This is a genomic window from Rhodoferax sp. RT4P68 (assembly GCF_056521305.1).
Map to the genome: position 1 here is coordinate 205201 of NZ_JBWMBB010000001.1, position 24726 is coordinate 229926.

General features: G+C 69.4%; 24 protein-coding genes. 18 read left to right on the forward strand and 6 right to left on the reverse strand.

Translation table 11 applies throughout. From position 1 onward, the window contains the following. Window positions 1-151: 151 nt before the first annotated feature. Window positions 152-1612, forward strand: coding sequence for a cache domain-containing protein (locus AC099J_RS00885; protein WP_479613306.1), 1461 nt, complete (start codon window positions 152-154; stop codon window positions 1610-1612). Then, window positions 1609-2265, forward strand: a complete 657-nt coding sequence (locus tag AC099J_RS00890; RefSeq protein WP_479613307.1) for a response regulator — start codon at window positions 1609-1611, stop codon at window positions 2263-2265. The genes AC099J_RS00885 and AC099J_RS00890 overlap by 4 nt, the downstream gene beginning before the upstream one ends. A gap of 90 nt (window positions 2266-2355) precedes the next feature. On the opposite strand, the gene AC099J_RS00895 is transcribed toward AC099J_RS00890, so the two are convergent. The 3 genes from AC099J_RS00895 to AC099J_RS00905 form a co-directional block, all read right to left on the reverse strand. Beyond that, window positions 2356-3342 (reverse strand): Bug family tripartite tricarboxylate transporter substrate binding protein, encoded by a 987-nt coding sequence (locus AC099J_RS00895; protein ID WP_479613308.1) that lies wholly within the window; start codon window positions 3340-3342, stop codon window positions 2356-2358. 58 nt (window positions 3343-3400) lie between these two features. Then, a complete protein-coding gene (locus tag AC099J_RS00900; RefSeq protein WP_479613309.1) occupies window positions 3401-4648 on the reverse strand; it encodes an MFS transporter in 1248 nt (415 codons plus the stop codon). A 224-nt stretch (window positions 4649-4872) separates the two neighbouring features. Then, window positions 4873-5322, reverse strand: a complete 450-nt coding sequence (locus tag AC099J_RS00905; protein ID WP_479613310.1) for a VOC family protein — start codon at window positions 5320-5322, stop codon at window positions 4873-4875. A gap of 73 nt (window positions 5323-5395) precedes the next feature. Between AC099J_RS00905 and AC099J_RS00910 the strand changes: the two genes are divergently transcribed. Further along, window positions 5396-6055, forward strand: a complete 660-nt coding sequence (locus AC099J_RS00910; protein WP_479613311.1) for a TetR/AcrR family transcriptional regulator — start codon at window positions 5396-5398, stop codon at window positions 6053-6055. 59 nt (window positions 6056-6114) lie between these two features. Beyond that, window positions 6115-6738 carry a phosphatase PAP2 family protein gene (locus tag AC099J_RS00915; protein WP_479613312.1) on the forward strand — a complete coding sequence of 208 codons (624 nt, stop codon included), beginning with the start codon at window positions 6115-6117 and terminating at the stop codon, window positions 6736-6738. Window positions 6739-6825: 87 nt separating this feature from the next. Here the strand turns inward: AC099J_RS00915 and AC099J_RS00920 are convergent, their stop codons facing one another. Further along, window positions 6826-7299 (reverse strand): FKBP-type peptidyl-prolyl cis-trans isomerase, encoded by a 474-nt coding sequence (locus tag AC099J_RS00920; protein WP_479613313.1) that lies wholly within the window; start codon window positions 7297-7299, stop codon window positions 6826-6828. A 116-nt stretch (window positions 7300-7415) separates the two neighbouring features. On the opposite strand from AC099J_RS00920, the gene AC099J_RS00925 reads away from it, so the two are divergent. Next, window positions 7416-9239 carry a S8 family peptidase gene (locus AC099J_RS00925; protein ID WP_479613314.1) on the forward strand — a complete coding sequence of 608 codons (1824 nt, stop codon included), beginning with the start codon at window positions 7416-7418 and terminating at the stop codon, window positions 9237-9239. 58 nt (window positions 9240-9297) lie between these two features. Here AC099J_RS00925 and AC099J_RS00930 read toward each other — a convergent pair whose 3' ends face one another. Further along, window positions 9298-10026: an SDR family oxidoreductase gene (locus AC099J_RS00930; protein ID WP_479613315.1), complete on the reverse strand. Its 729-nt coding sequence runs from the start codon at window positions 10024-10026 to the stop codon at window positions 9298-9300. A gap of 201 nt (window positions 10027-10227) precedes the next feature. On the opposite strand from AC099J_RS00930, the gene AC099J_RS00935 reads away from it, so the two are divergent. After that, on the forward strand, window positions 10228-11031 hold the full coding sequence (locus tag AC099J_RS00935; RefSeq protein ID WP_479613316.1) for a gamma-glutamyl-gamma-aminobutyrate hydrolase family protein: 804 nt from the start codon (window positions 10228-10230) through the stop codon (window positions 11029-11031). 34 nt (window positions 11032-11065) lie between these two features. Next, window positions 11066-11803 carry an IclR family transcriptional regulator gene (locus tag AC099J_RS00940; RefSeq protein ID WP_479613317.1) on the forward strand — a complete coding sequence of 246 codons (738 nt, stop codon included), beginning with the start codon at window positions 11066-11068 and terminating at the stop codon, window positions 11801-11803. A gap of 16 nt (window positions 11804-11819) precedes the next feature. On the opposite strand, the gene AC099J_RS00945 is transcribed toward AC099J_RS00940, so the two are convergent. Continuing rightward, window positions 11820-12713 carry an HpcH/HpaI aldolase/citrate lyase family protein gene (locus AC099J_RS00945; protein WP_479613318.1) on the reverse strand — a complete coding sequence of 298 codons (894 nt, stop codon included), beginning with the start codon at window positions 12711-12713 and terminating at the stop codon, window positions 11820-11822. Window positions 12714-12896: 183 nt separating this feature from the next. Here AC099J_RS00945 and AC099J_RS00950 point away from each other — a divergent pair, with 183 nt between their 5' ends. The 11 genes from AC099J_RS00950 (at window position 12897) to AC099J_RS01000 (ending at window position 24701) form a co-directional block, all read left to right on the forward strand. Then, window positions 12897-14270: an MmgE/PrpD family protein gene (locus AC099J_RS00950; protein WP_479613319.1), complete on the forward strand. Its 1374-nt coding sequence runs from the start codon at window positions 12897-12899 to the stop codon at window positions 14268-14270. After that, window positions 14267-14767 carry a MaoC family dehydratase gene (locus AC099J_RS00955; protein ID WP_479613320.1) on the forward strand — a complete coding sequence of 167 codons (501 nt, stop codon included), beginning with the start codon at window positions 14267-14269 and terminating at the stop codon, window positions 14765-14767. Before AC099J_RS00950 ends, AC099J_RS00955 begins: the two co-directional genes overlap by 4 nt. 17 nt (window positions 14768-14784) lie before the next feature. After that, window positions 14785-16008, forward strand: coding sequence for an acyl-CoA dehydrogenase family protein (locus AC099J_RS00960; RefSeq protein WP_479613814.1), 1224 nt, complete (start codon window positions 14785-14787; stop codon window positions 16006-16008). Next, complete coding sequence (locus AC099J_RS00965) at window positions 16005-16493, forward strand: MaoC family dehydratase (protein ID WP_479613321.1); 489 nt, start codon at window positions 16005-16007, stop codon at window positions 16491-16493. The genes AC099J_RS00960 and AC099J_RS00965 overlap by 4 nt, the downstream gene beginning before the upstream one ends. Then, window positions 16493-17731 (forward strand): CaiB/BaiF CoA transferase family protein, encoded by a 1239-nt coding sequence (locus tag AC099J_RS00970; RefSeq protein ID WP_479613322.1) that lies wholly within the window; start codon window positions 16493-16495, stop codon window positions 17729-17731. Before AC099J_RS00965 ends, AC099J_RS00970 begins: the two co-directional genes overlap by 1 nt. Window positions 17732-17772: 41 nt before the next feature. After that, entirely contained in the window at window positions 17773-18687 is a 915-nt protein-coding gene (locus tag AC099J_RS00975) for an HpcH/HpaI aldolase/citrate lyase family protein (RefSeq protein ID WP_479613323.1), read from the forward strand. Between the two features lie 97 nt (window positions 18688-18784). Next, window positions 18785-19810: a tripartite tricarboxylate transporter substrate binding protein gene (locus AC099J_RS00980; protein ID WP_479613324.1), complete on the forward strand. Its 1026-nt coding sequence runs from the start codon at window positions 18785-18787 to the stop codon at window positions 19808-19810. A 56-nt stretch (window positions 19811-19866) separates the two neighbouring features. After that, a complete protein-coding gene (locus tag AC099J_RS00985; RefSeq protein WP_479613325.1) occupies window positions 19867-21633 on the forward strand; it encodes a tannase/feruloyl esterase family alpha/beta hydrolase in 1767 nt (588 codons plus the stop codon). Between the two features lie 278 nt (window positions 21634-21911). After that, on the forward strand, window positions 21912-22880 hold the full coding sequence (locus AC099J_RS00990; RefSeq protein ID WP_479613326.1) for a TRAP transporter substrate-binding protein: 969 nt from the start codon (window positions 21912-21914) through the stop codon (window positions 22878-22880). Between the two features lie 2 nt (window positions 22881-22882). Further along, on the forward strand, window positions 22883-23392 hold the full coding sequence (locus AC099J_RS00995) for a TRAP transporter small permease (RefSeq protein ID WP_479613327.1): 510 nt from the start codon (window positions 22883-22885) through the stop codon (window positions 23390-23392). 7 nt (window positions 23393-23399) lie between these two features. Then, entirely contained in the window at window positions 23400-24701 is a 1302-nt protein-coding gene (locus AC099J_RS01000; protein ID WP_479613328.1) for a TRAP transporter large permease, read from the forward strand. The last annotated feature ends 25 nt before the right edge of the window (window positions 24702-24726 follow it).

Genomic DNA, 24726 nt, shown 5'->3' on the forward strand with positions numbered 1-24726 from the left:
GCTGCGCGGCACTTCGGTCTGAAATGCAGGTGGCGCTGGCCTTTTTATTGCAGTGCACAAGCATTTACCGTCGATAGCCAGGGACCACTGATTCACCCATGCACACTTCCATCGCGCGCTCCGTGGCCTGCCTCCTTTTGAAGCACTGAGCGTGCAGCTGCGCCTCAAGCTGGTGCTGCTATCGACCGTGCCCATCGTCGTGGCGCTGGCTTTGATGGGCGCCACCATGCAGCATCAGACGCTCAAGCTCGCGCGTGAAGAACAGGCTCTCGTGCAGGCGGCGTTCGTGCACAGCAAAGAGGCCGAGCTGCAGCACTACGTCGAGCTGGCGCGCAACACCCTGCTGCGCATCGTCGAATCACCGGGCGACGTGGGCCCGCGCAAGGAGGCCGCGCTGGCCACGCTGGCGCGCATGCAGTATGGCCAGAACGGCTATTTCTTCGCCTACGACCAGCACGGCAAGCTGCTGATGGACCCCAAGAGCCTGCCCATGCAGGGCGTGGATTTCTGCGACCCCGACGATCCCGTGGGAGCCGACTCCGCCCACCGCATCCTGGCCACGGCGCGCAGCGGCGGCGGCGTGGTGCGCTACAGCTGGAACAAGCCGTCCTCGCAATCGGTCGTGCCCAAGCTCGGCTACGTGCTCACCATCCCGGGTTGGGACTGGGTCATCGGCACCGGCATTTACCTGGATGACGTGCAAAGCGCACTGCAGGCCATCGAGGCCGGTGCGCGCGCCAACATCGAGGCCACGCGCAAGCGCCTGTACGCGATCGCGGCCCTGTGCGTGGTGCTGATCGGCCTGGGCGGGCTGGTGCTGAACCTGAAGGACCACCGTGTTTCCAGCGACAAGCTGCGCCGGCTGGCGCGCCGCGTCGTGCATTCGCAGGAGGAAGAGCGCTTGCGGGTTGCCCGCGAGCTGCACGACGGCGTGGTGCAGGTGCTGGCATCGTCCAAGTTCCTACTGGAGACGGCGCAACTCCAGCTGGCCGACCCGGCCGCCGGCGTGGCCACTGCACCGCGCCAGGCGCTGGACCAGGGCCTGGCGCGGCTGGGTGGCGCGCTGGCGGAGATTCGCCGCGTGTCGCACGGGCTGCGGCCGGCCTTGCTCGACGACCTGGGCCTGGCGCCGGCGCTGGCCTTGCTGGTCGAGCAAATGAACGGGCAGGGTGGCTGCGACATCTCTTTCGTGTGCGAGGGCGCACCCGCCGCGCTGCCGCTGGAACACGGCACGGCCCTGTTCCGCATCGCGCAGGAGGCGCTCCACAACGCGGCCACGCACGCCCATGCCACGCAAGTCCAGCTGATCCTGTGCGCGGCGCCCGGCAACGTGAGTCTGGTCGTGGTGGACAACGGCAGCGGCTTTGACACGCAGCGCGTGTTTGCCGATGGCAAGCGCGGCATCGGGCTGCGCAACATGCGCGAGCGCGCTGCCGGGCTGAGCGGCACGCTGGTCATCGTGTCCAGCCGCGCGGGCACGCGGATCCATGCCAGCCTGCCCGTGCCCGCTTCAGCTTCCGGCGCCGTGCCGCTCCAGGCGCCAATGGCCGCGCCGCGCACCCTGCAACCGACCCGCCGCTTCAACCTCCGACCCCCCGATCTCACGCCATGACCCATGTCTGCCCCATCGTCCGCGTCCTCCTGGTCGACGACCACCCGCTGCTGCGCGATGGCGTGCGCATGCGCCTGCACGCCACGCCGCACATCCGGGTCGTGGGCGAGGCCGGGGGCGTGCACGAGGCCACCGAGCTGACCGAGCGGCTGCAGCCCGATCTGGTGCTGACCGACATCCGCATGCCGGACGCCAGCGGCATCCAGCTGGCCTGCGCGTTCCGCGAGCGCTTTCCCGATGTGCGCGTGCTCGTGCTGACCATGCACCACGACGCCGAGTACGTGCGGCGGGCGGTTGCGTTCGGCGTCTGCGGCTACGTGCTCAAGGACGGCCCGGGCCACCAACTGGTCGAGGCCATCGACGTCGTGCATGGCGGCGGCCGCTATTTCAGCCCGGGCCTGGTGCTGCCCGACTTGCCTGCGGCGCCGCCCGTCACCCGCGCCTGGGGCCATCTGACGCCCAAGGAAGCCGCGGTGCTCACGCTGCTGGCCGACGGCTGCTCGAACAAGGAGATCGCCAGCGCGCTGGGCGCCTCGGTGCGCACGGTGGAGACGCATCGCCTGCACCTGCGCCGCAAGCTGCGCATCGACGGCCAGGCCGCACTCGTGAAGTACGCGGTGGACTACGCCGACCTGCAGCCCGGAGCGATGTGATCCGACCGCTTCGTCCTGTGGCGGCTTTCGGAAACACCGTCGAACCGCGCGCGCTCCGACCAACCCGGCGTGGTGGCGCGCGTCGCGCGATCAGGCGTCGGGTGTCGCGCCCGATGCAATGACGAGCGGGCGCCAGGTCTCGGCGTCGGCCCGCACGAAGTTCTGCATCGCGTCGAGCTGCAGCGTGCCGCCGGTGGACGCCGCGGCGCGGTAGCGCTCCTGCAGCGCGGGCAGCGCCTTGATCTCGCCGATCGCGGCGGCCAGCTTCTCCAGCACCGGCCGTGGCGTGCCGGCCGGCGCGGCGATGCCGGCCCAGCCTTCGATCACGAGATCCGGGGCGCCCTGTTCGGCGAACGTCGGCACCTGCGGCAGCAGCGGGCTGCGCTGCGCGGACGACAGTGCCAAACCCTTGACGCGACCGGAATTGAGGTGCGGCACGGCAGCGGCCAGGCCATCGAGCACCAGCGGCACCTGGCCGCCCAGCAGATCGGCCACGGCCTGGGCGCCACCCTTGTAGGGCACATGCGTCAGCTCGATGCCGGTGGCCTTGGCCAGGCGCAGCATCGCCAGGTGCGGAATCGAGCCGATGCCCGAGGTGCCATAGGCCACGCCGGGGTTCTGCCGGGCATGGGCGATCAGATCGGGCAGCGACTGGTAGGGCGTGGCCGCGCCGGCCATCAGCACATAGGGCGTGCGCAGGATGTCGGCGATGTGGGCGAAGCTCTTGTCGGGGTCCCACTGGATGCGCCCGCGGTACAGCGTGCTGCCCACCGACGAGGCGCTGACCACCGAGACCAGCAAGGTGTAGCCATCGGGCGCGGCCCGGGCCACCTGCCCCGTGCCGAGCGTGGAGCCGGCGCCCGGGCGGTTCTCGACCACCACCGACTGGCCGATGCGTGGCCGCAGTTCTTCCGCAATCGCGCGCGCGATGCCGTCGGTGCTGCCGCCGGGCGCAAACGGCACCACCAGGCGGACGGGGCCGTTCTGCGGCCACGCAGGTTGCGCTTGCGCGATGGGAAGGACGAGGCTGGCCGCGCTGGCGGTGGCGGCTCGGAACAGTTGGCGGCGGGCGATCATGGTGGGGCTTCCTTTTCTGCTCGGTGCGATCAGACCAAAGCGGTGGGACCGGGTCGTTTCAGGCGGCGTTGCCGGGCGGTGGCTGCGGCAGCCGCACATAGGCCACGGTACCCAGCAGCAGCGCGGCGGCGATCGACAGCAGCACGGCGGTGAACGGCTCCACCCCCCAGCCGGCCGCGCGCGAGGCCACCCATCCGGTGCCCCATTGCATCACCGCCACGCCCATGAACATCGCCATCGTGAAGACCGACAGCGCACGCCCGATCATGGCAGGCGGGTAGGCGGCGCGCACGTCGGCGTACTGCAGCACCATGTAGCCCGAGTTCGCCGCCACGGCCACGGCCAGCACCACGTCGGGTACCAGCCCGCGCACAAGGCCCATCGCCAGGAACAGCCCTGCCATCAGCAGCGTGCAGCCCGCGATGCGACGGCGCCGGCCTGCCGGGCCCGGGTCGTAACGGCCGAACAGCAGGGGGCTGACCAGCGACACCACCGAGACCCCCAGCGCCACATGGCCGCTGGCCACCAGCGTGAGGCCGTGGCGCTCGGTCAGCATCGGCCCCAGCCACAGCCCCCGCAGGCTCAGGAACGAGGCGTAGTTGACCGCCGACATCAGCACGATGGCCCAGGTGTGCGGCATCAGCAGCAGCGCGCCGAAGCCACGCAGCGCCTGGCCGACCGATTCGCGTGGGGCCGCGCCGGCCGTGGCCGCTGCCGGGGCCGTGTCGGCCACCTGCGACCACACCAGCGCCCAGGCCAGCAGCGAGCCTGCCGCCAATACCCACATGCCCGCGCGCCAGGAGTAGGCATCGATCAGCCAGGCCAGCGGCGTGCCGGTGACCAGCATGCCAATGCCGCCCAGCATCATGATCAGGCCGGACATCATCGCGAAGCGCTGCAACGGGAAGTTCTGCGCGATGAACAGCGTGCAGGCCAGAAAGGCCGGCGCGCAGCCCACGCCGATCAGCGCCTGGCCGAGCAGCAACATGCCGTGGCCGCTGGCCATGGCCGACACGGCAGCGCCCAGCACCGTCAGCGGAAACGCCGCCAGCACCGTGCGGCGCAGGCCGTGCAGGTCCATACCGATGCCCACCACGAGCTGTAGCGCGCCGAATGCGAAATGGAAGGTCGCCGCGAACAGCCCGAGCTGCTGCGCCGAGAGGCCGAACTCGGCCTGCAGCGGCGGCGCCAGGATGGCCGCCACGGTGCGGTAGGCCTGGCTCATGGCGAACGCGGCCGTCAGCGCCAGCAGCATGGGCCAGACGGGGCGGGCGGTCGACGTATCGGAGGCGGGCGGGCTCGGCATGGCGCGGCAGTTGAGAGCCCGGCGAGCGTACCCGACGCGGGGGCGCCGACAGATGCGCCGACAGCCGGGTCGACGGAAGCGCCGACGGACGCGTCGACGGACGGGCCGTCGCGCGGGCCCGCCAGGCGCCTGTCACGCGGCCCCGACTCGCCTTTCACGCGCCAGTCAAGGGCCCGTCAGGCGCTCGTCGAGCACCGAGCAAGGCGGTCACGCGGCTCGGGCGCTCACTGGGGCGGCTGGCCGGGCGCGTCGACTACCACCATCCACGAGACGCCGAAGCGGTCGGCCACCATGCCGAAGCCCGGGCTGAAGAAGGTGGGCCCCAGCGGCATCTGCACCTGCCCGCCGTCGCCCAGCAGGCCAAACAGGCGCTCGGCCTCGGCCACGTCGGCCACCAGTATCGACAGCGACACGCCCGCGAACGCCGGCTTGCCGCTGGCCATGCCGTCGGAGGCCATCAGCGTGGTCTCGCCGATGCGCAACTCCGCGTGCATGATCTTCGACATATCGGCCGGCGGGCCACCGGCGCAGCCCTCGGCGGGTTGCGGCTGGCCCATGGGCGGCGCCTCGCTGAACCGCATCATCACCACGATGCGGGCGCCGAGTTGGTCGCGGTAGAAGTTCAGAGCTTCTTCGCAGCGGCCTTCGAAGAACAGATAGGGTTGGATTTGCATGGGGCGGTCTCCTGTTGAGCACTTGTGAACAGCGTTCACAACGATTCTGTCCGCAATAATGGACGCTGTCCACATGAATCTTCCAGCCACTTCCGCGCCCCCGGGACCGCCGCCGGCCCGCGACACCTACCGCCATGGCGACCTGCGCCGTGCGCTGCTCGACGCCGGCCTGGCGCTGGCCGCCGCTGGCGGCCCCGAGGCGGTGGTGTTGCGCGAGGCCACGCGCCGCGCCGGTGTCGCGCCGAACGCCGCCTACCGCCACTTCGCCAGCCGGCAAGACCTGCTGGAAGCGGTGCGCCAGGCCGCCGTGGCCGCCATGGCCGAATCCATGGAGTTGCAGATGCAGGCGCTGCCGCCGCCGGGCGAGCCAGTTGCCCATGCGCGGGCGATGCTGCGCGCCGTGGGGGCGGGCTACCTGGCGTTCGCAAGGGCGCAGACCGGATTGTTCCGCACGGCCTTCGCCGGCAACTTCCAGCTGCACGCGGGCGATGGCCCGGCCGGCACGGGCCGCGTCGGGCTCGATCCGTTTCAACACCTGGCGCGCGCGTTGGATCTGCTGGTCGAGGCTGGTGCGTTGCCTGCGGCGCGGCGGCCGGATGCGGAGTTCCTGGCCTGGTCCACCGTCCACGGCCTGGCGCTGCTCTTGATCGATGGGCCACTGCGCGCGCACGCGCCAGCGCAGGTGGACGCTCTGGTGCCGCGCCTGCTCGACATGGTGGAGCGGGGTCTGTAACCACACGTCACCACAACAAGCCGCAACAACCCGCCACACCCCCACGCCAAGTCAGCGCCATGTCCCCGCATCCCTTCTGGACCGCCGTCACACAACTGGGCGAAGCAACGCTGCTGTTGCCCGCCGCCCTGGTGTTGGCGCTGTGGCTGTTGCTGGTGCGTCAGCGGGCGCTGGCGCTGGCCTGGGCGCTGTCGTTCGGCGCGGCCGTCGTGCTGGTGTTGGCCAGCAAGCTGGCGTTTATGGGCTGGGGGCTGGGCAGCGCCGCGCTCGATTTCACCGGCATCAGCGGCCACGCCACGCTGGCGACCGCCGTGTTCACGCTGGGCGCGTGGCTGCTGGCGACCGGCTGCACACAGAGCACGCGCGGGTGGGCCGTCGGCGCCGGGCTGGGCGTGGGCCTGGTGGTCGGCATCTCACGCGTGGTGCTGCTGACGCATTCGGTCTCGGAGGTGGTAGCCGGCCTGGCGCTCGGCGCGCTGGCGGCCTGGCTGCCGATCACGTCGGCGGGCAAAGGCACACCGCGCCTGCGGCAGCGCTGGGTGCCGATGGTGCTGGTCGGCGCGCTGGGCCTGCTGCCGCAGCTCGGCCGACCTGCTGACATCCACGGCCTGGTGCAGCACCTGGCGCTGGTGGCCTCCGGCCGCAGCGAGGCGTTCAGCCGGACGATGTTGCACGGGCCCTGAGAGGGTGGGCGTCGCCCGGCCGCTGCCAGGCGCTCGCACCGTAGACGAAGGCGGGGTTAGCGTGAGCGCCAGTGCGCCCGGTACGTCTCAGTGGTGGTGGCCGTGGCCGCCGTGCACATGGCCATGGGTGATCTCTTCGGCCGACGCGGCGCGCACCTCGGTCACCTGCACCGTGAAGCGCAGGGCCTTGTCGGCCCAGGGGTGGTTGGCGTCCAGCAGCACCTGGTCGCCCTTGATCTTCATGACGGTGAACACCTGTTCCTGGCCATCTTCGGTCATGCCGCGCAGCTGGCCGCCGACCTTCACGCCGGGCGGGAACTCGGTTTTGGGGATGGTGCGGGCCAACGCTTCGTCGCGCTTGCCGAAGGCGTCTTCAGCCGCCAGTTCCAGCGTGCAGCGGTAGCCGGTCTCCTGGCCTTCCAGCGCTTCCTCGATCTTGGGCAGCGTGTTGCCATAGCCGCCGTGCAGGTAGGCGGTGGATTCGCGGTTCGCCAGGGGTTTGCCGTTGGCTTCGGTCACGCTGTATTGCAAGGTAACGGCGGTGTCTTTGCTGATCTTCATGGGGATGCGAATTGAAGCGCGACCGGCGCGCGGGCGGCGCTGATTGTCGTGCAAGCCCACGCGAGCGCCGCCACATTGCTGACACCATCTGCGTGCAATCTCAGGTACAACACCGCATGCACAACGTCCTCATCGCCGCCGCGCTGGCCATCGGCCTGCTCGGCCAAGCCCACGCACAGACCGGCCAAGGCCCGGTCCAGAGCCTGATCGTGCGGCTCAAGCCCGCCGTACAGAATGATCGCGAGGCGCCCCAAGCCGCGCGCGAGCGCATGCGCAGCGTGGCCGGCGCGGCCGGCGTGGCGATGCAAGACGAGCGCATCGTCGGCAGCGGGCACCACCTGCTGCGCCTGCCGCAGGCCCAGTCCGGCGAGGCACTGGAGGCGACCATGCGGCGGCTGCGCCTGCATCCCGATGTGACTGATGTCGAGCCGGACGTGCGCATCCGCCGGCTGGCGGTGCCGAACGACCCGGGCTTCGTGAACCAATGGCACCTGCAGGCGCCCAGCGTGTTCGCAGGCGCAATCAACGCCCCGGCCGCGTGGGACCTGACGACCGGCCGCGCGCAACGTGTGGTGGCGGTGCTGGATGTCGGCACGCGCCCCAGCCACCCCGAGCTGGCCGGCAAGCTGCTGCCGGGCTATGACTTCGTCAGCGAGGTCAACTTCGCCAACGACGGCGATGGCCGCGACGCCGATGCCAGTGACCCGGGCGACTGGGTCAGCCAGGCCGACACGCTCACCAGCACGTTCCGCAACTGCGACGTCGAAGACAGCTCCTGGCACGGCACCTTCATCGCCGGGCAGATCGCCGCGCTGACCGACAACGCCGCCGGCGTCGCCGGCATCGACTGGCAGGGCAAGGTGCTGCCGGTGCGCATCGCCGGCAAGTGCGGCGCGCTGCTGTCCGACCTGCTGGACGGCATGCGCTGGGCGGCCGGCCTGCCGGTGGTGGGCGTGCCCGTCAATCCCAATCCCGCGCGTGTGCTGAACCTCAGCTTCGGTGGCGACGTCGCCTGCACCTCCAGCTACCAGTCCGTGATCGACGAGATCGGTGCGGCCGGCGCGCTGCTGGTGGCGGCCGGTGGCAATAGCGCCGGCACGCCTGCCCGGCCGGCCGACTGCCGCGGCGTGCTGGCCGTGGGGGCCGTGCAGGAAGACGGGCGCAAGGCCTCCTATGCCGACCTGGGTACGGCCATCGGCATCACTGCGCCCGGCGGGACCGCCACGCGCGCCATCTTGTCCATCGACAACAGCGGCCGCACCGTGCCGGGCGCCGACGCCTACGGACTGAAGGCCGGCACCAGCTTCTCGTCGCCCCTGGTGGCCGCCACGGCTTCGCTGATGCTGGCGGTGAACCCGTCGCTGACGCCGGCGCAACTGGTCGAGCGCCTGAAGGCGTCGGCGCGTCCGCACGTGGCACTGGCTGGCTCGTCGGCGTGCAGCGCCGGCAACCCGGGCGTTTGCAACTGCACCACTGCGACCTGTGGTGCCGGCCTGCTGGACACTGCCGCCGCTGTGCAGGCCGCCAGCCCCGGCAACGTGGCGGTGGCGGCGATCCGGCCCGTCGTGTCGCCGGCTGTCGGCGCCAGCGTCGTGCTGGACGGCGGCGAGAGCATCGCCAGCAGCGGCGCCACGTTGGTCGGCTACGCCTGGACGCAGACCCAGGGCCCTGCCGTCGCCATCGTCAACGCGACCAGTGCCCGCGCCACCGTGCAGCTGCCGGACAGCGCGGCCGCGTTCGCGTTCCGCCTGGTGGTGACCGACAGCGCCGGCCGCACCGACGATGCCGTGGTCGGCCTCACCTCGTTCAGCAACAGCGGTGGCGGCGGTGGCGGTTCGGACGACGGTGGCGGCGGCGCCGCCGGCTGGTGGTGGGGCGCGGGCCTGTGGGCGCTTGCCGCCCTGGCCTGGCTGCGGCGCCGGCGCCTCGGCGCGGCCTGAGTTCTCTCGCCGCTGCGCAGCGCGTCAGAGGGGCGCCCGTGCCCTTGCTGCGCTCACCTCACAGATCGAACTGGCTGGGCAGCATGACCACGTCGCGGATGGTCATGCCGCGCGGGCGCGTCAGCATGAACAGCACCACCTCGGCCACATCGCCGGCTTCCAGCAGGCTGCCGGAGTCGCGCGCCTCCTGCAGCTTCTCGGGCGGCCAGTCGGCCAGCAGCGCGGTGATCACCGGGCCGGGCGAGATCGAGCCGACGCGGATGCCGTGCTTGAACACCTGGCGCCGCACGGTTTGCACGAAGCAGTGGATGGCCCATTTCGACGCCGCGTAGACCGGCTCCCACGGCGTGGGGAAATGCGCCGCCAGCGAGCTGGTGACGATGATGTCGCCGGTGCCACGCTCGATCATGTGCGGCAGCACGTCGCGCACGTTCTTCATCACGACGTTGATGTTCAAGTGCAGCATGCGGTCGATCGCCGCCGTGTCGGCGTCCACCAGGTCGCCGCCCACATAAGCGCCCGCGTTGGCGTGCAGGATGTCGACCTGCCCCGCCAACGCCAGCGCCCGTGGCAGCAGCGTTGCGCAGTCCTGCGGATCCAGCAGGTCGATCACCAGCGGCATCAGCGCCGCGCCGTGTTGGGCGACCAATGCCTGCAGCGCGGCCGCGTCGCGGTCCACGATGACCACGCGCGCGCCGGATTGCAGCATGGCCAGGGCGCTGGCCAGCCCGATGCCGGACGCCCCCCCGGTCACGACCGCGACCTTGTCTTGCAAATGGTTTGCCATGTCGTCTGTCTCCTGTATCAATGGTTGACGCCCCACGATACGCACAGCCGCCGGGCGGCTTGATACCCACCGGCAGATCGGCCGATACTTTTTGACGCATCGTGGGGCGGGGCGCCCCGCCCTGCGCGTGGAAGGGCTTGTGGCGTGCTGCTGACGCGCCGCATCTGCGTGTGCAGAATGAGTGCCTTTGCCCACCCAGCCATGAGCCATGTCCACAGCCGCTTGAAGATCGGCCTTTCGGCCTGTTTTTCCCACGCCGACCCGGCGCGTTCGCTGTTCACCGGCAAGACGCTGCAGTACGTGGAGCAGTCCATCGCCCATTGGCTGATGTCCACCGGCGCCATGGTGGTCATGGTGCCCTGCCCCACCGGCAGCACGCAGCGTGGCGACGTCACCTACGAGCACTATGCGCAGTGGCTGGACGGCCTGGTCATGCATGGTGGGGCCGACGTCTGGCCCGGCAGCTATGGCGAAGATCCGCTGGAAGAGCGCTGGGGCGGCGACCGCATCCGCGACGACTACGACAAGGCGCTGGTCGCCGCGTTTTCTGCCGTGGGCAAGCCCATCTTCGGCGTGTGCCGCGGGCTGCAATTGTTGAACGTGGCCTTCGGCGGCACGCTCTACCAGGACATCAACACGCAGGTGCCTGAATCCTTCGTGCACCGTGACGCGGTCACCTACGACCTGAACTACCACAGCGTGGACATCGTGCAGGGCTCGCGCCTGTCGCAGCTCTACCCGGGCGTGGAGCGTGTGCGCGTCAACAGCATTCACCACCAGGCGATCAAGGACCTCGCGCCCGAGTTCGTCGCCGAGGCCACCAGCGCCACCGATGGTCTGGTCGAAGCCATCCGCCGCAAAGACCCGGCCAAGAGCTACATCGCCGCCGTGCAGTGGCACCCGGAGTTCCACACGCCCGAGTCGAACACCATCGACGATGCGGCGGTGTTGATGGATTTTCTGGATGCGGTGGGCGAGGTGCGGGCGCAAAAGGCGTCCGCATGACGCCCAGCCGTGTTCGCCCCGGAGCGGCGCGCTGATGGAGGGCGGCCTGGTCAAGTCCGCGATGCGGGTGTTCGAGTTGCTCGAACTGTTCGACGCCGAGCGGCGCCCCCTGCGCATCGCCGAGTTGGTCGACAAGCTTGGCATGCCACAGTCCAGCGTGTCCATGCTGGTCAAGACGATGGTCGCGCGTGGCTACATGGAGTTCGACGCGACGACGCGTGAGTACTGTCCGTCGGTGCGCGTCGCGTTCCTGGGCGACTGGGCGATCCGCGCTCCCGAGCATGAAGAAGACATCCAGGAAGCGTTGCGCCGGCTCAACCAGGAAACCGGCGAGACCGTCATCCTGGCGCGCCAGTCCGGCCTCTCGGTGCAGTACGTCTCCGTCCTGGAGTCGCAGCACGCGCTGCGTTTTTCGCTGACGTCCGGCATGCTGCGCCCGCTGCACCATGCGTCGCTGGGCATCGTGCTGCTGAGCCAGCTCGACGACGAGCAGATCGGCCGCTTGCTGCGCCGCTACAACGCCGAGATCGGCAAGGGGGGGCCGGCGGCCAAGATCGCCGAAACCCTGCGCGCCGTGCACCAGGCGCGCGAGCAGGGCTGGTACGAATCGGCCAACCTGGCCACGCCCGGCGCCGGCGTGATCGCCACCTTGCTGGCCACGCCCATCCGTGGCCAGAGGCTGGGTGTCGGGGTCGGCGCCCCGGTGCACCGTCTGCAACGCGAGCGCAAGAAGATCCTGGCGGCCGTGCTGGCCACCGCAGCGCTGTTCTGAGCCGCGCTGGCGCCGGTCAGGGCGCCCTGCGGGCGCGGATGGCGGCGTCCATGGCCAGCAGGCGTTCGGCCTGCGCGAGGTGCAGGCGCTCCACCATCCTGCCCTGTAGCTGGATCACACCGGCGCTGGCGTGCTCCGGCAAGGCGAAGGCCGCCACGATGCGCTGCGCGTCTGCCAAGGCCTCGGGCGCGGTACCGAAGGCGCGGTTGGCCGCGTCGATCTGCGTCGGATGGATCAGCGTCTTGCCGTCGAAGCCCATCTGGCGGCCCTGCAGCGCCTCGGCATCGAAGCCCTGCACGTCGCCGAAATCGTTCCACACACCGTCCAGTACGGTCACCCCCCAACGGCGCGCCACCAGCACCGTGTGCATGAGCCAGGGCACGAGCCACGCGCGGCCGTTGCCCGTGGCCACGCCGGTGTCCTTGGCCAGATCATTGGTCCCCACCACCAGGCAGGCCAGCGCAGGCGTGAGCGCGACACCCGCGCGCACGATGCCATCGAGCTCCAGCAGCCCGGCCGGGGTCTCCACCATGGCCCAGGCCTGCAGTGCGGGCCCCAGTTCGCGCGCGCGGCAGGCCGTGCCCAGTTGCACCAAGGCGTCGGCGCTCTCCACCTTGGGCAGCAGTACGGCATCGGGTCGGCACTGCGCCAGGGCGTCCATGTCGAGCGCGAAATCGGCCGTGCCCACGGCATTGACGCGGACTACCGTTTCGCGCCCACCGAAGTCGCCGGCGCCGAAAGCCTCCACCAGGTGGCGGCGCGCCTCGGCCTTCATGGCCGGGGCCACGGCATCTTCCAGATCGAACAGCACGGCGTCGCAGTCCAGGCTGCGCAGCTTGGCCACGGCGCGCGGGTTGGCAGCGGGCACGTAGATCGCGGAACGGCGGGGGCGGGGCAACCGGTCGGTCATGGGTGAGGTCCTTGTCGAAGCTTGCAGGGCCGCCAGTGTGGCGGGTTAACCCGGGGCAATCGATCACGTACGTGATCGATGCGCCGCCAGGTGCGATCCATCACATACGTGATCAAAGAAATCACCATCGCGCTGATACTTTGTGCAGACGGGCGCTGTGCCCCGTACAAGGATCTTCACCACGTGAGCAACGTCGAACTTCAGGCAGGGCCCGGCACCCTGCCCACCGACCCTGCGCAGGGCAGCACGCGCCGGCTGGCCGAATGGATCGCCCAGAACGGCAACGCGCAGGTCAGCGCGTCCGCCTTCGAGTGGGCGCGCCATGCCACACTGGACTGGCTGGCCGTCACGGTGGCCGGCGCCAGTGAGCCGCTGGTGCAGATGCTGCAGCAGGAATATGCAGGCGCATCGACCCCGCTGGTCTGCGATGCCAGGCGCATCGGCGCGTTGCAGGCGGCGCTCGTGAACGGTGCGGCAGGCCATGCGCTGGACTTCGACGACGTGGCCGCGCGCATGCACGGCCACCCCAGTGTGCCGGTGCTGCCCGCTGCGCTGGCCATGGCCCAGCTGCATGGGGCCAGCGGCACGGATTTCCTGCGCGCCGTGGTCATCGGCCACGAGGTCGAATCGCGCATCGGCGAGGTGGTCGGCACCACGCACTACGCGCGCGGCTTTCACGCCACCGGCACCATCGGCACCTTCGGCGCCGCCGCTGCGGCCGCCAGCCTGCTGCGGCTGGATGCCGGGCAGACGGCACACGCGCTGGGGCTGGCCGCCGCGCAGGCGGCAGGGCTCAAGTCCATGTTCGGCACCATGGCCAAGCCGCTACACGCTGGCAAGGCGGCGATGAACGGCGTCATGGCGGCGCAACTGGCGGCGCGCGGCTTCACCGCCAACCCCGACGCGCTCGAGTGCTTCCAGGGCTTCGCCTGGACGCAGGCCGACGCTGTGCAACCGCTGCTGCCGATCGATATGGCGCAGGGCTTTGCCATCGAGCAGACGCTTTTCAAGTACCACGCGGCGTGCTATCTCACCCACTCCACGATCGAGGCCATGCGCATGCTGCGCGCGCGCGACGGCGTCGCCTCGGAGGACGTGGAGACGCTCACCATCCAGGTGGTGGCCGGCCACCAGAGCGTGTGCGACATCGCCGAGCCGGCCACCGGCCTGAACCTCAAGTTCTCGATCCGCCAGCTCGCGCTGCTGGCGCTGGACGGGGCCGACACCGCCGCGCTGGGGCTCTACACCGATGCCACTGCTTGCGACCCGCGCTACGCCAGCGCCCGCCGCCGCGTGCAGGTGCAGCCGACCGCGCTGGCGCACCACCATGCGGCCGTGGTCACGCTCCTCACGCGCGACGGCCGCACGCTGGTGGCCGAGGCGAATGTCGGCGTGCCCGCCACCGACACCGCCGCGCAGTGGGCGCGGCTGGCGGACAAGGCGCACGCCATCGCCACGCCGGTGCTGGGCGCCGAGCGCTTTGCGCGCCTGCTCGCGCAGGTGCAGGCGCTGGCCGACGCACCCTCGATCCACCCCCTCATGGAGACCCTGCAATGACCACTGCCATCGACACGGTGGCGCGGCTGAAGGCCGACGCCCGCCTGTGGCCCCGCGGCAACCGTTACGAAGACTTCGACGTCGGCCGGCGTTTCACGCACCACTGGGGCCGCACCGTCAGCGCCGCCGACAACACGCTGTTCTCCACGCTCACGCTGCACTACAACCCGCACTACACCAGCCTGGACTTCGCCAAGGCCCATGGGCTGCGCGACACGCCGGTGAACCCGCTGCTGGTGTTCAACACCGTGTTCGGGCTGTCGGTGGAAGACCTGTCCGAGGGCGGCGGCCCGTTCCTCGGCGTGGACGAGCTGGCCTACGGCACCACCGTCTACCCGGGCGACACGCTGTACGCAGCCTCCGAAGTGGTGGCACGCCGCCTGGCCTCCAACCGGCCGGGCTACGGCATCGTGACCTGGCACACGCTGGGCACCAACCAGCACGGCGATGAAGTGATCCGTTTCAAGCGATCGAACCTGGTGAAGCAGAGGACCTGAAGATGCAACAAGACGGTATGGGCTACATGACCGAGGAGCGCCGCATGATCCGCGACGCCGCACGCGAGTTCACGATGAAAGAGGTGCTGCCCGTGGCCAACGCGCTGGACGGCCCGGACGGCGAAATTCCGATGGCGCTGCGCGACAAGATGGCCGCGATGGGCTACTTCGGCATCACCATTCCCGAAGAGTACGGCGGCATGGGCCTGGGCATCTTCGAGTACTGCCTGATCTGCGAGCAACTGGCGCGCGGCTGGATGTCGGTGGCCTCGATCGTGGCGCGCGCGCAGGGCGGGTGGATCCGCTCGTCGATGCCGCCGGCCATGCGCGACCGCTACCTGCCGCGCGTGGTGCGCGGCGAGTTCCTGAACGCCAGCGCCCTGTCCGAGCCGGACACCGGTTCCGACCTGGCCGCCATCTCGTGCCGCGCCGTGCGCGACGGCGACGACTGGGTGCTGACCGGCAACAAGTACTGGTGCACCTTCGCCGATGGTGCCGACTACCTGACCGTGTTCGCGCGCACCGCGCCGCCGCCGAGCGCCGACAAGCGCTGGCAGGGCATCTCGTGCTTCCTGATCGAGAAGGAGCGCGGCACCTTTCCCAAGGGCATGACCGGCGCGCCGATTCCGAAGATCGGCTACTTCGGCTGGAAGACGTTCGAGCTGGCGCTGGACGGCGTGCGCGTGCCGGCCGAAGGCCTCGTCGGCGAGGAAGGCAAGGCCTTCCTGCTGATGGCCAAGGGCCTGGAGGGCGCCCGTGCCCACACGGCCTCGCGCGCCATCGGTCTGGCGCAGGGCGCGCTGGAAGATTCCATCGCCTACGCCACCGAGCGCAAGCAGTTCGGCATGCCCATCGCCGAGTACCAGGCGATCCGCTTCAAGATCGCCACCATGGCGACCGACATCGAGGCCGCGCGCCAGTTGCTCTACTACGTCTGCAACGAGATCGACCGCGGGCGCCGCTGCGACAAGGAGGCCTCGATGGTGAAGTACTTCGCCTCCGAGATGGCCGAGCGGGTCACGTCCGAGGCGATGCAGATCTTCGGCGGCGCCGGCTACACCAAGTTGTTCCCGATCGAGCGCTACTGGCGCGACGCGCGGCTGACCAAGATCTTCGAAGGCACGTCGGAGATCCAGCAGCGCATCATCGCCACCAGCCTGCTGGGCAAGTCTGAGGTCGAGGCCATGATCGCCGAGCGCGCGTTCGAGAAGCAGGCCGCGCGCAAGGTGGCCGCCGCATGAAGACCGCCTACCTGACGAGCGCCGACAACTACTTCGAACACTTCGAGGCCGGCATGCTGATGCGCCACGCGCGCGGCAAGACCGTGACCGAAATGGACAACGTGCTCATCACCAACCTCGTGATGAACACCGCCGAGGGGCACTTCAACGAAGACGCGATGCGCCGCGACGGCCGCGGCATCTTCAACCAGCGCGTGGTGTTCGGCGGCATCAATCTGTCCATGGTGCTGGGCCTGGCCGCGCAGGACACGGCCGAGCAGTGCCTGCAGGAGATCGGCCTGGACAAGATCCGCCTGTCCAACCCCGTGTTCCATGGCGACACGCTGTACGCCTACAGCGAGGTGCTGGAGACGCGCGACGCAGAGCGCGAAGACGCCGGGCTGGTGCGCTTTCGGCACTACGGGCTGAACCAGGACGACAAGCTGTGCGTGGAGGCCGAGCGCACCGTGCTGCTCAAGCGCAAGAGCCACTGGGCCGGCAAGTGATGGGCGGTGCGCCTTCGTTCGGCGCCTTGAGCGGGCTGGTGGTGCTCGACCTCACGCAGATGCTGGCCGGCCCCTTCGCCACCATGATGCTGGCCGACCAGGGGGCGCACGTCATCAAGATCGAGCCGCCGGGCGGCGACAAGACGCGGCGCAATGGGCCGCACCTGCCGGGTGCGCACGGTATCGAGCAGGGCGGCTTCGGCGCGTACTTCGCGTCCATCAACCGCAACAAGCACTCGCTGACGCTCGACCTGAAGAAGCCAGAGGGCAAGGCAGCGCTGCGCCGCATGGTGGGCCAGGCCGACGTGCTGGTGGAGAACTACCGCACCGGCGTGATGGACCGGCTGGGCCTGGGCTACGAGCAGCTGGCCGAGCTGAACCCGCGCCTCGTGTACGCCGCGCTGCGCGGCTTCGGCGACCCGCGCAGCGGTGCCAGCCCCTATGCGCACTGGCCGGCCTACGACCCGGTGGCGCAGGCCATGGGCGGCATCATGGGCATCACCGGCGCCGTGCCCGGTGGTGCGCCGACCAAGATCGGCCCCGGCGTCGGCGATCTCGTGCCGGCCATGTTCCTGGCCTACGGCGTGGCCGCGGCCTGCTGGCAGGCGCAGCGCAGCGGGCGCGGGCAGTTCGTGGACGTGGCCATGGTGGACGCCGTTCTCGCGCTGTGCGAGCGCGCCGTGTTCCAGTACAGCGCCTCGGGCCAGGCGCCGCGGCCCGAGGGCAACGGCCACCCGCTGCTGTGCCCCTTCGGCCTGTTCCCGGCGCGCGACGGCCATGTGAGCCTGGGCGTGCCCAACGACCGCTTCTGGGTGCCGTTGGTGCAGCGCATGGGCCGGCCCGAGCTGACCAGCGATGCGCGCTATGCGAGCAACGAGGCACGCGTGGCGCACCGGGGCGAGGTCGACGCCATCGTGTCCGAATGGACCGCGCGCCACACCAAGGCCGAACTCAGCGCGCTGCTGGGCGGCGAGATCCCCTACGGCCCGGTGCTGGACGCGGCCGACATCTTCGCCGACCCGCACTTTCGCCAGCGCAGCATGCTGGTGGACACCGAACAGCCCGGCGCCGAGCGCCCTCTGACGCTGGCCGGCACCCCCATCCACATGAGCGCCACGCCAGGCGGCGTCAAGCGCCGCGCGCCACGCACGGGCGAGCACACCGACGAGACGCTGGCCGCCTTCGGCTTTGCGGCCGGCGACATCGCCGCGCTGCGCGAGGCCGGCGCGCTCGGCTGAGCAGGCCCCCTCCATTGCAACCACAGACCAGGACCGACCCCATGCAACCGACACGACCCCAACGACTTCGCCGATGCCAGCTCTCGGTGCCCGGCTCCAGCGAAAAGATGATGCAGAAGGCCGCCGCGCTCGGCGTGGACTTCGTGTTCCTAGACCTGGAGGATGCCGTTGCGCCATCGGAGAAGCGGCCGTCGCGCCAGCGCATCGTGCGGGCACTCAACGAGCTCGACTGGGGCCGCACGGTGCGCTGCGTGCGCATCAACGACCTCACCACCGAGTACGCCTATGAAGACATCATCGAGGTGGTCGAAGGCGCCGGCGACAAGCTGGACGTGATCATGTTGCCCAAGGCCATGTGCGCGGCCGACGTGCAGTTCGTCGACAAGCTGCTGACGATGATGGAGAAGAAGCTCAAGCTGACCCGGCGCATCGGCCTGGACGTGTTGATCGAGGAGGTCGACGCCATGATGCGCGTGGAGGAGATCGCCGCATCCACGCCCCGACTGGAATGCCTGATCTTCGGCATGGGCGACTACTCGGCCAGCCAGGGCATCTCGCTCAAGGACATCGGTGGCGCCAGCGGCTACCCGGGCGACATCTGGCACTACCAGCGGCACAAGCTGACCATCGCCGCGCGCGCCAACCGCATCGACGCCGTGGACGGCCCCTATGCCGACTTCCGCAGCCCCGACGCGTTCCGCGAGGAATGCCGCCGTGCCATGGTGCTCGGCATGGTCGGCAAGTGGGCGATCCACCCGTCGCAGGTGGAGATCGCGCAAGAGACATTCTCGCCGGTGGCGGCCGACGTGAGCCGCGCGCGCGAAATGATCAAGGCCTACGACGCCGCCCTGGCCCAGGGCCTCGGCGCGGTGCAGTACGAGGGAAAGATGATCGACATCGCCTCGGTGCGCATCGTGCGCAACCTGGTGGACCGGGCAGACCGCATCGGCATGTAGGCCGGGCCACGCAACACGCCTTTCTCGTTACGGGGCCGGCATCGATCGACCGCACGGCGGCAACGCCGGGGACGGACCAGCAATCAAGGAGACACACATGGACAACGGATCGGGAACCCAGGGCGCAAGCCGGCAGCTGGGACGGCGGCGCATTCTGGCAGTGGCAGGCGGTGCACTCGCGGCGGCCTGGCTGCCACGCGCGGCACTCGCGCAGGAATGGCCTTCCAAGACCATTCGCATCATCGCGGCCCAGGCCCCGGGCTCGTCCAACGACGCGACGGCGCGGGCGCTGGCCGAGTACCTGACCATGCAGCTCAAGACCAGCGTGGTGGTCGAGAACAAGCCCGGCGGCGTCGGCATGATCGCGGCCGACCATGTGGTGCGCTCGAACCCGGACGGCTACACGCTGCTCATCACGCTGCACAGCCAGCTGGCACAGGCACCGGTGCTGCTGAAGAAGCCGCCGATCGACCCCGGCAAGGACCTGATCCCGATCGGTGCCTACAGCACCGGCGTGGCGCCCATGGTGGTGAAGAAGGATCTGCCGGTGAAGACCCTGAAGGACCTGATCGCGCTGGCCAAGACGCGGCCGGTCACGGTTGGCAACTACGGCATCGGCTCGGGCTGGCAGATGATGATGACGCAGCTGGCCAAGGAGACTGGCGCGCAGTTCACCATGGTGCACTACAAGGGCACCGGCCCGATGGTGTTCGACCTCATGGCGGGCAACATCGACATGGGCGCCGGTTCGATGGCAGGGCTTGGCCCCGGCATCCAGCGCGGCGATTTCAAGCCCTTGCTGCTGATCTCGGGCGACGGCAGGAATCCGTTGCTGCCGGGCCTGAGCAACTGGGCCGACGAGGGCTTCGTCGGACCGGCGTTCCAGAGCCTGAAGGAGTGCAACATGCTGCTGGCCCCGGCCGGCACGCCGCCGGAGGTGATCGAGCGTCTGGCAGCCCTGGTGCGGTCTTCTGCCACCGAGTCGGACAAGGTCAAGATGGTGCTGGCCCAGCTGGGCGTGACCGATCCCCCGCCGACCGGCGCCGCGCTCAAGGCGTTCATCGCCCAGACCTGGCCTGCCTACCAGAGCATGACGCGCGAGCTCAATCTGTCGATGCAGTAGCGGCAGGCGCAGCGGCTGCCCACCCCAGTTCCACCACCACGATGAAGGAGACCAAGATGCCCATCCGATCCCGAACCGCCCACGCCATGGCCAGCGTGTGCGCGCTAACGGTGCTGGCCGCCTGTGGCGGTGGCGATGATGCCGCCACGCCCATCGCCGCTGGTCCCCTGGGGTGCAGCGAGGCCGCTGCCCGCGTGGCCGCCGAGCCCGCGGCGCTCGGCCTGCCCGCCGGTACCACGGTGCGTGTGCTCACGTCCGAGATGCTGGACACAGCAGCCAACATGCCGCGCCACTGCCACATCGTGGGCGCCATGAACGAGCGCACCAGCGCGGTCGACGGCAAGCCCTACGCGGTGAAGTTCCGCCTGCGCATGCCCACCTCGTGGAATGGCCGATTCCTGATGCAGGGTGGGGGTGGCTCCAACGGCACGCTGGGCGACGCCACCGGCCCGGTGGGCGGGCAGCAGACGATCACCGCGCTGATGCAGGGCTTTGCCGTGGTGGCTACCGATTCGGGCCACGACAACGCGGTCAATTCCGACCCGGCCTGGGCCGGGGCGTCGGCCTATGGCCGCGACCCCCAGGCGCGCATCGATTTCGGCTACCGCGCCTACGACCTGACCACGCAAGCCGGCAAGGCGGTCGTGGCCAAGTACTACGGCAAGGCACCCGACAAGTCGTATTTCGTCGGCTGCTCCGAGGGCGGGCGCGAGGCCGCGCTGATGTCGCAGCGCTTCCCGCAGCACTACGACGGCATCGTGGCCGGGGCCCCCGCCATCAGCCTGCCCTACCACGCCTCGTACGCGCCGTACCTGCTGCAGACCTTCGTGCCGCTGGCACTCGAGCAGGGCCAGATCGGTGCCGACGGCGTACCGCTCATCAACAAGACCTACACCAATGGCGACCTGCAGCTGATCGCCAACGCCGTGCTCTCGGCGTGCGATGCGCGTGACGGCGTGGTCGACGGCATGGCCAGCAACCTGGCGGCCTGCACCGAGGCCGTGGTCATGCCCGAACTGGACAAGATCGCCTGCACCGGCGCGAAGACGGATGCCTGCGTGACGCGCTCGCAGATCACGGCGATGCAGAAAGCCATGGCCGGGCCGAAGACCTCGGCCGGTGTGCAGCTCTACGCGGGCAACTCGTGGGACCCGGGCATCGGCGGCATGAACGGCAGCAGCTTCAATGGCGGCTTTCGCTCCTGGTGGTTGGGCAGCTACGCTTCGGCCACGAACAACGCCATCAAGGTCACGCTCAGCACGCCGCAGCACGCGATGGTCTGGCGCACACCGCCTGCGCCGCTGACGACTGCGCAATACATCGACTACGAACTGAACTTCAACATCGACGACACCGAGGCGCTGATCACCGCGACCACGCCGCTGTACACCGAGTCGGCCAAGAGCTATGGGCTCGCGGATTCGCCCGATCTGGACGCGTTTCGCGCGCGCGGCAGCAAGATGCTGCTCTACCACGGTAGCGCCGACTCCTCGCACAACCACAACGACACGGCGCGCTGGGTGCGCGCCATCGACCAGCGGGCCGGCGGGCGCGGTGCGGAATCGGTGCGCTACTTCATCGTGCCGGGCATGAACCACTGCTCAGGCGGGCCGGGCACGGACCGCTTTGACATGCTGGGCCCGCTGGTGGACTGGGTCGAACGCGGCCAGGCGCCCGAGCGCATCCTCGCCACGGCGAGCGCGCCCGGCTATTTCGGTGCCACGGCACGCAGCCGCCCGCTGTGCGTCTACCCCAACTGGGCCCGCTACAACGGCAGCGGCGACATCAACGACGCAGCGAACTTCAGCTGCGTCGCGCCCTGAGCGGGGCCCCACGGAATCACGGCACCGCCGCGCCGGCAGCGCAGCCGCGCGCGCGACCCCTACGGCTGGGAACAGGCCCCCGGCCACGGTGCGCTTCCTGCGCGCTGGCCGGAGGTCGGCACGCGCCATTTGGGCGCATTTACGCACCATTTTTGCCACGCATTTGAGCGCAAACGTGCGAGTTTCTACCAATAACCCATGATTGTTGAACAACCTACAGTGGCATGTAGTTTGCATTGTCATGTTTTGTTCCCATCAGTAACTCTGAAAGCCGCACCATGCTGACCAAGCCGCTTCTCGCGTTCACCCTGGCCACCGCAGCCTGCGCCGCCGTCGCCCAGGCCAAATGGGATCTGCCCTCGGCCTACCCTGCGACCACGTTCCACACAGAGAATCTGGCGCAGTTCGTTGCCGATGTGGACAAGGCCACGGCGGGCAAGTTGAAGATCACGCTGCACCCGAACGCGGCGCTGTTCAAGGCACCCGAGATCAAGCGCGCCGTGCAGGGCGGCCAGGCCCAGGCCGGTGAGGTGCTGCTGGGCAATTTCCAGAACGAATGGCAGCCCTTCGGCATCGACGGCATGCCGTTCCTGGCCGCCAGCTATGCCGAAGCCGACAAGCTGTACAAGGCCCAGAAGCCGGTGCTGCAGAAGAAGCTGGCCGAGCAAGGCATGGTGCTGCTCTACACCGTGCCCTGGCAGCCGCAAGGCATCTACGTCAAGCGCCCGCTGGCCAGCACGGCAGACCTCAAGGGCATGAAGTGGCGTGCCTACAGCCCCGCCACGGCGCGCATCGCGGAGCTGGTCGGCGCCCAGCCCGTCACGGTGCAGCAGGCCGAGCTGTCGCAGGCCCTGGCCACCGGCGTGGTCGAAGCCTTCATGACCTCCAGCTCGACCGGCTACGGCGCCAAGGTCTACGAGCAGGTCAAGTACTACTACACGACCAACGCCTGGCTGCCCAAGAACGCGGTCATCGTCAACAAGCGCGCCTTCGACGCGCTGGACAAGGCCACGCAGGATGCGGTGCTGAAGGTAGCGGCCGATGCCGAGCAGCGCGGCTGGAAGCTGTCCGAGCAAAAGGACAAGGAGTACCTCGACGGCCTTCGCAAGAACGGCATGAACGTGCTCGAGCCTTCCGCTGAACTCAAGGCCGGCATGCAGAAAGTCGGCGACACCATGCTCAAAGAGTGGCTGGAGAAGGCCGGCCCGGACGGCCAGTCCATCGTCGAGAGCTTCAAGAAGCCCTGACCATGCGCCGGGCGCTCGACCTGCTGTTCGATGGGGCCGGCTATGCGGCCGCCGTCTGCATGGTGCTGACCTTGCTGACAGTGCTGGCCAACATCGTCGACCGCTTCGTGCCGGTGGGCCTGCGCGGGTTGGACGCGTACGCCGGCTACGCCATGGCGGCAGCCGGGTTCCTGGCACTGGCCTACACCCTCAAGCGCGGTGAGCACATCCGGGTCACCCTGGTGCTGGGCCTGGTCGGCCCGCGCACGCGGCGCGCGCTGGAGATCTGGAGCCTGGCCTGCGCCAGCGCACTGAGTGGCGCGCTGGCGTGGTTCAGCATCCGGCTGGTGATGAATTCGATCGCGTACCACGATGTGTCCACCGGCAACGACGCCACGCCGCTGTGGATCCCGCAACTGGCGATGGCCATCGGCACGTCGATCTTCTGCATCGCGTTCGTCGACGAATTCGTGCTGCGCCTGCGCGGTGTCGAGCGCGCTGCGACGGCCGAGGCGCCGGCCCTCATCGAATAAGGACGGGATGGACAACGCATTGGTTGCGACCGCCCTGGTCGTCTCGCTGTTCGCCATCCTGGGCAGTGGGGTCTGGGTGGGTTTGACGCTGGCCGGGGTCGCGTGGGTCAGCATGGCGGTCTTCAGCGGACGCCCGGCCGGCGATGCGATGGCCGTGACGATCTGGGGATCGTCTTCTTCCTGGACCTTGACGGCGTTGCCGCTGTTCGTGTGGATGGGGGAGATCCTGTTCCGCACGCGCCTGTCGCAGGACATGTTCACGGGGTTGGCGCCCTGGATGAACCGCTTGCCGGGCCGGTTGCTGCACGTCAACGTGCTGGGCTGCACGATCTTCGCTGCGGTCTCCGGTTCGAGCGCGGCCACCTGCGCCACGGTCGGCAAGATGACGCTGCCCGCCCTGCGCAGCCGGGGCTACCCGGATTCCATCGTGATCGGCTCGCTGGCCGGTGCCGGCACGCTGGGCCTGCTGATTCCGCCGTCGCTGATCATGATCGTCTATGGCGTCGCGGCCGATGTCTCGATCACGCGGCTGTTCGTTGCCGGGGCGCTGCCCGGCCTGCTGGTGGCGGCCTTGATGATGGGCTACATCGGCGTGTGGTCGCTGCTCCACCGCGACCGTGTGCCGCAGGCCGACGCCGGCCAGTCGCTGCGCCAGAAGCTGGCGGCCTCGCGCAGCCTGATCCCCGTCGTGGTGCTGATCCTGGGTGTGCTCGGCTCGATCTACAGCGGCTTGGCCACCGCGACCGAGGCCGCCGGCGTGGGGGTGGTGGGCGCGCTGGCACTGTCTGCAGTGCAAGGGTCGCTCTCGCGCGAGAGCTTCATCGCCTCGCTGCTGGGGGCGACGCGGCTGTTCTGCATGATCGCGTTGATCCTGGCCGGCGCCGCGTTCCTGACCTTGTCCATGGGTTACCTGGGGCTGCCGCGCCAGCTGGCCGAATGGATCGGCAGCCTGGGCTTGTCGCCCCTCATGTTGCTGATGTCGCTGATGGTCTTCTACATCGTGCTGGGCTGCTTTCTCGATGGCATCTCGCTGATCGTGCTGACCATGGGCGTCGTGCTGCCCATCGTGCAGACGGCCAACATCGACCCGCTGTGGTTCGGCATCTTCGTGGTGCTGGTGGTCGAGATGGCGCAGATCACGCCGCCTGTGGGGTTCAACCTGTTCGTGCTGCAGGGCATGACCGGCAAGAGCCTGCTGTGGATTGCGCGCGCGGCGTTTCCGATGTTCCTGTTGCTGATGCTGGCGGTGCTGCTCATCTACTGGTTCCCCGGCATCGTGACGTGGTTGCCCGAACGCGTCATGGGCTGACGCGCGGCAACGGCAGCGGCTGCAA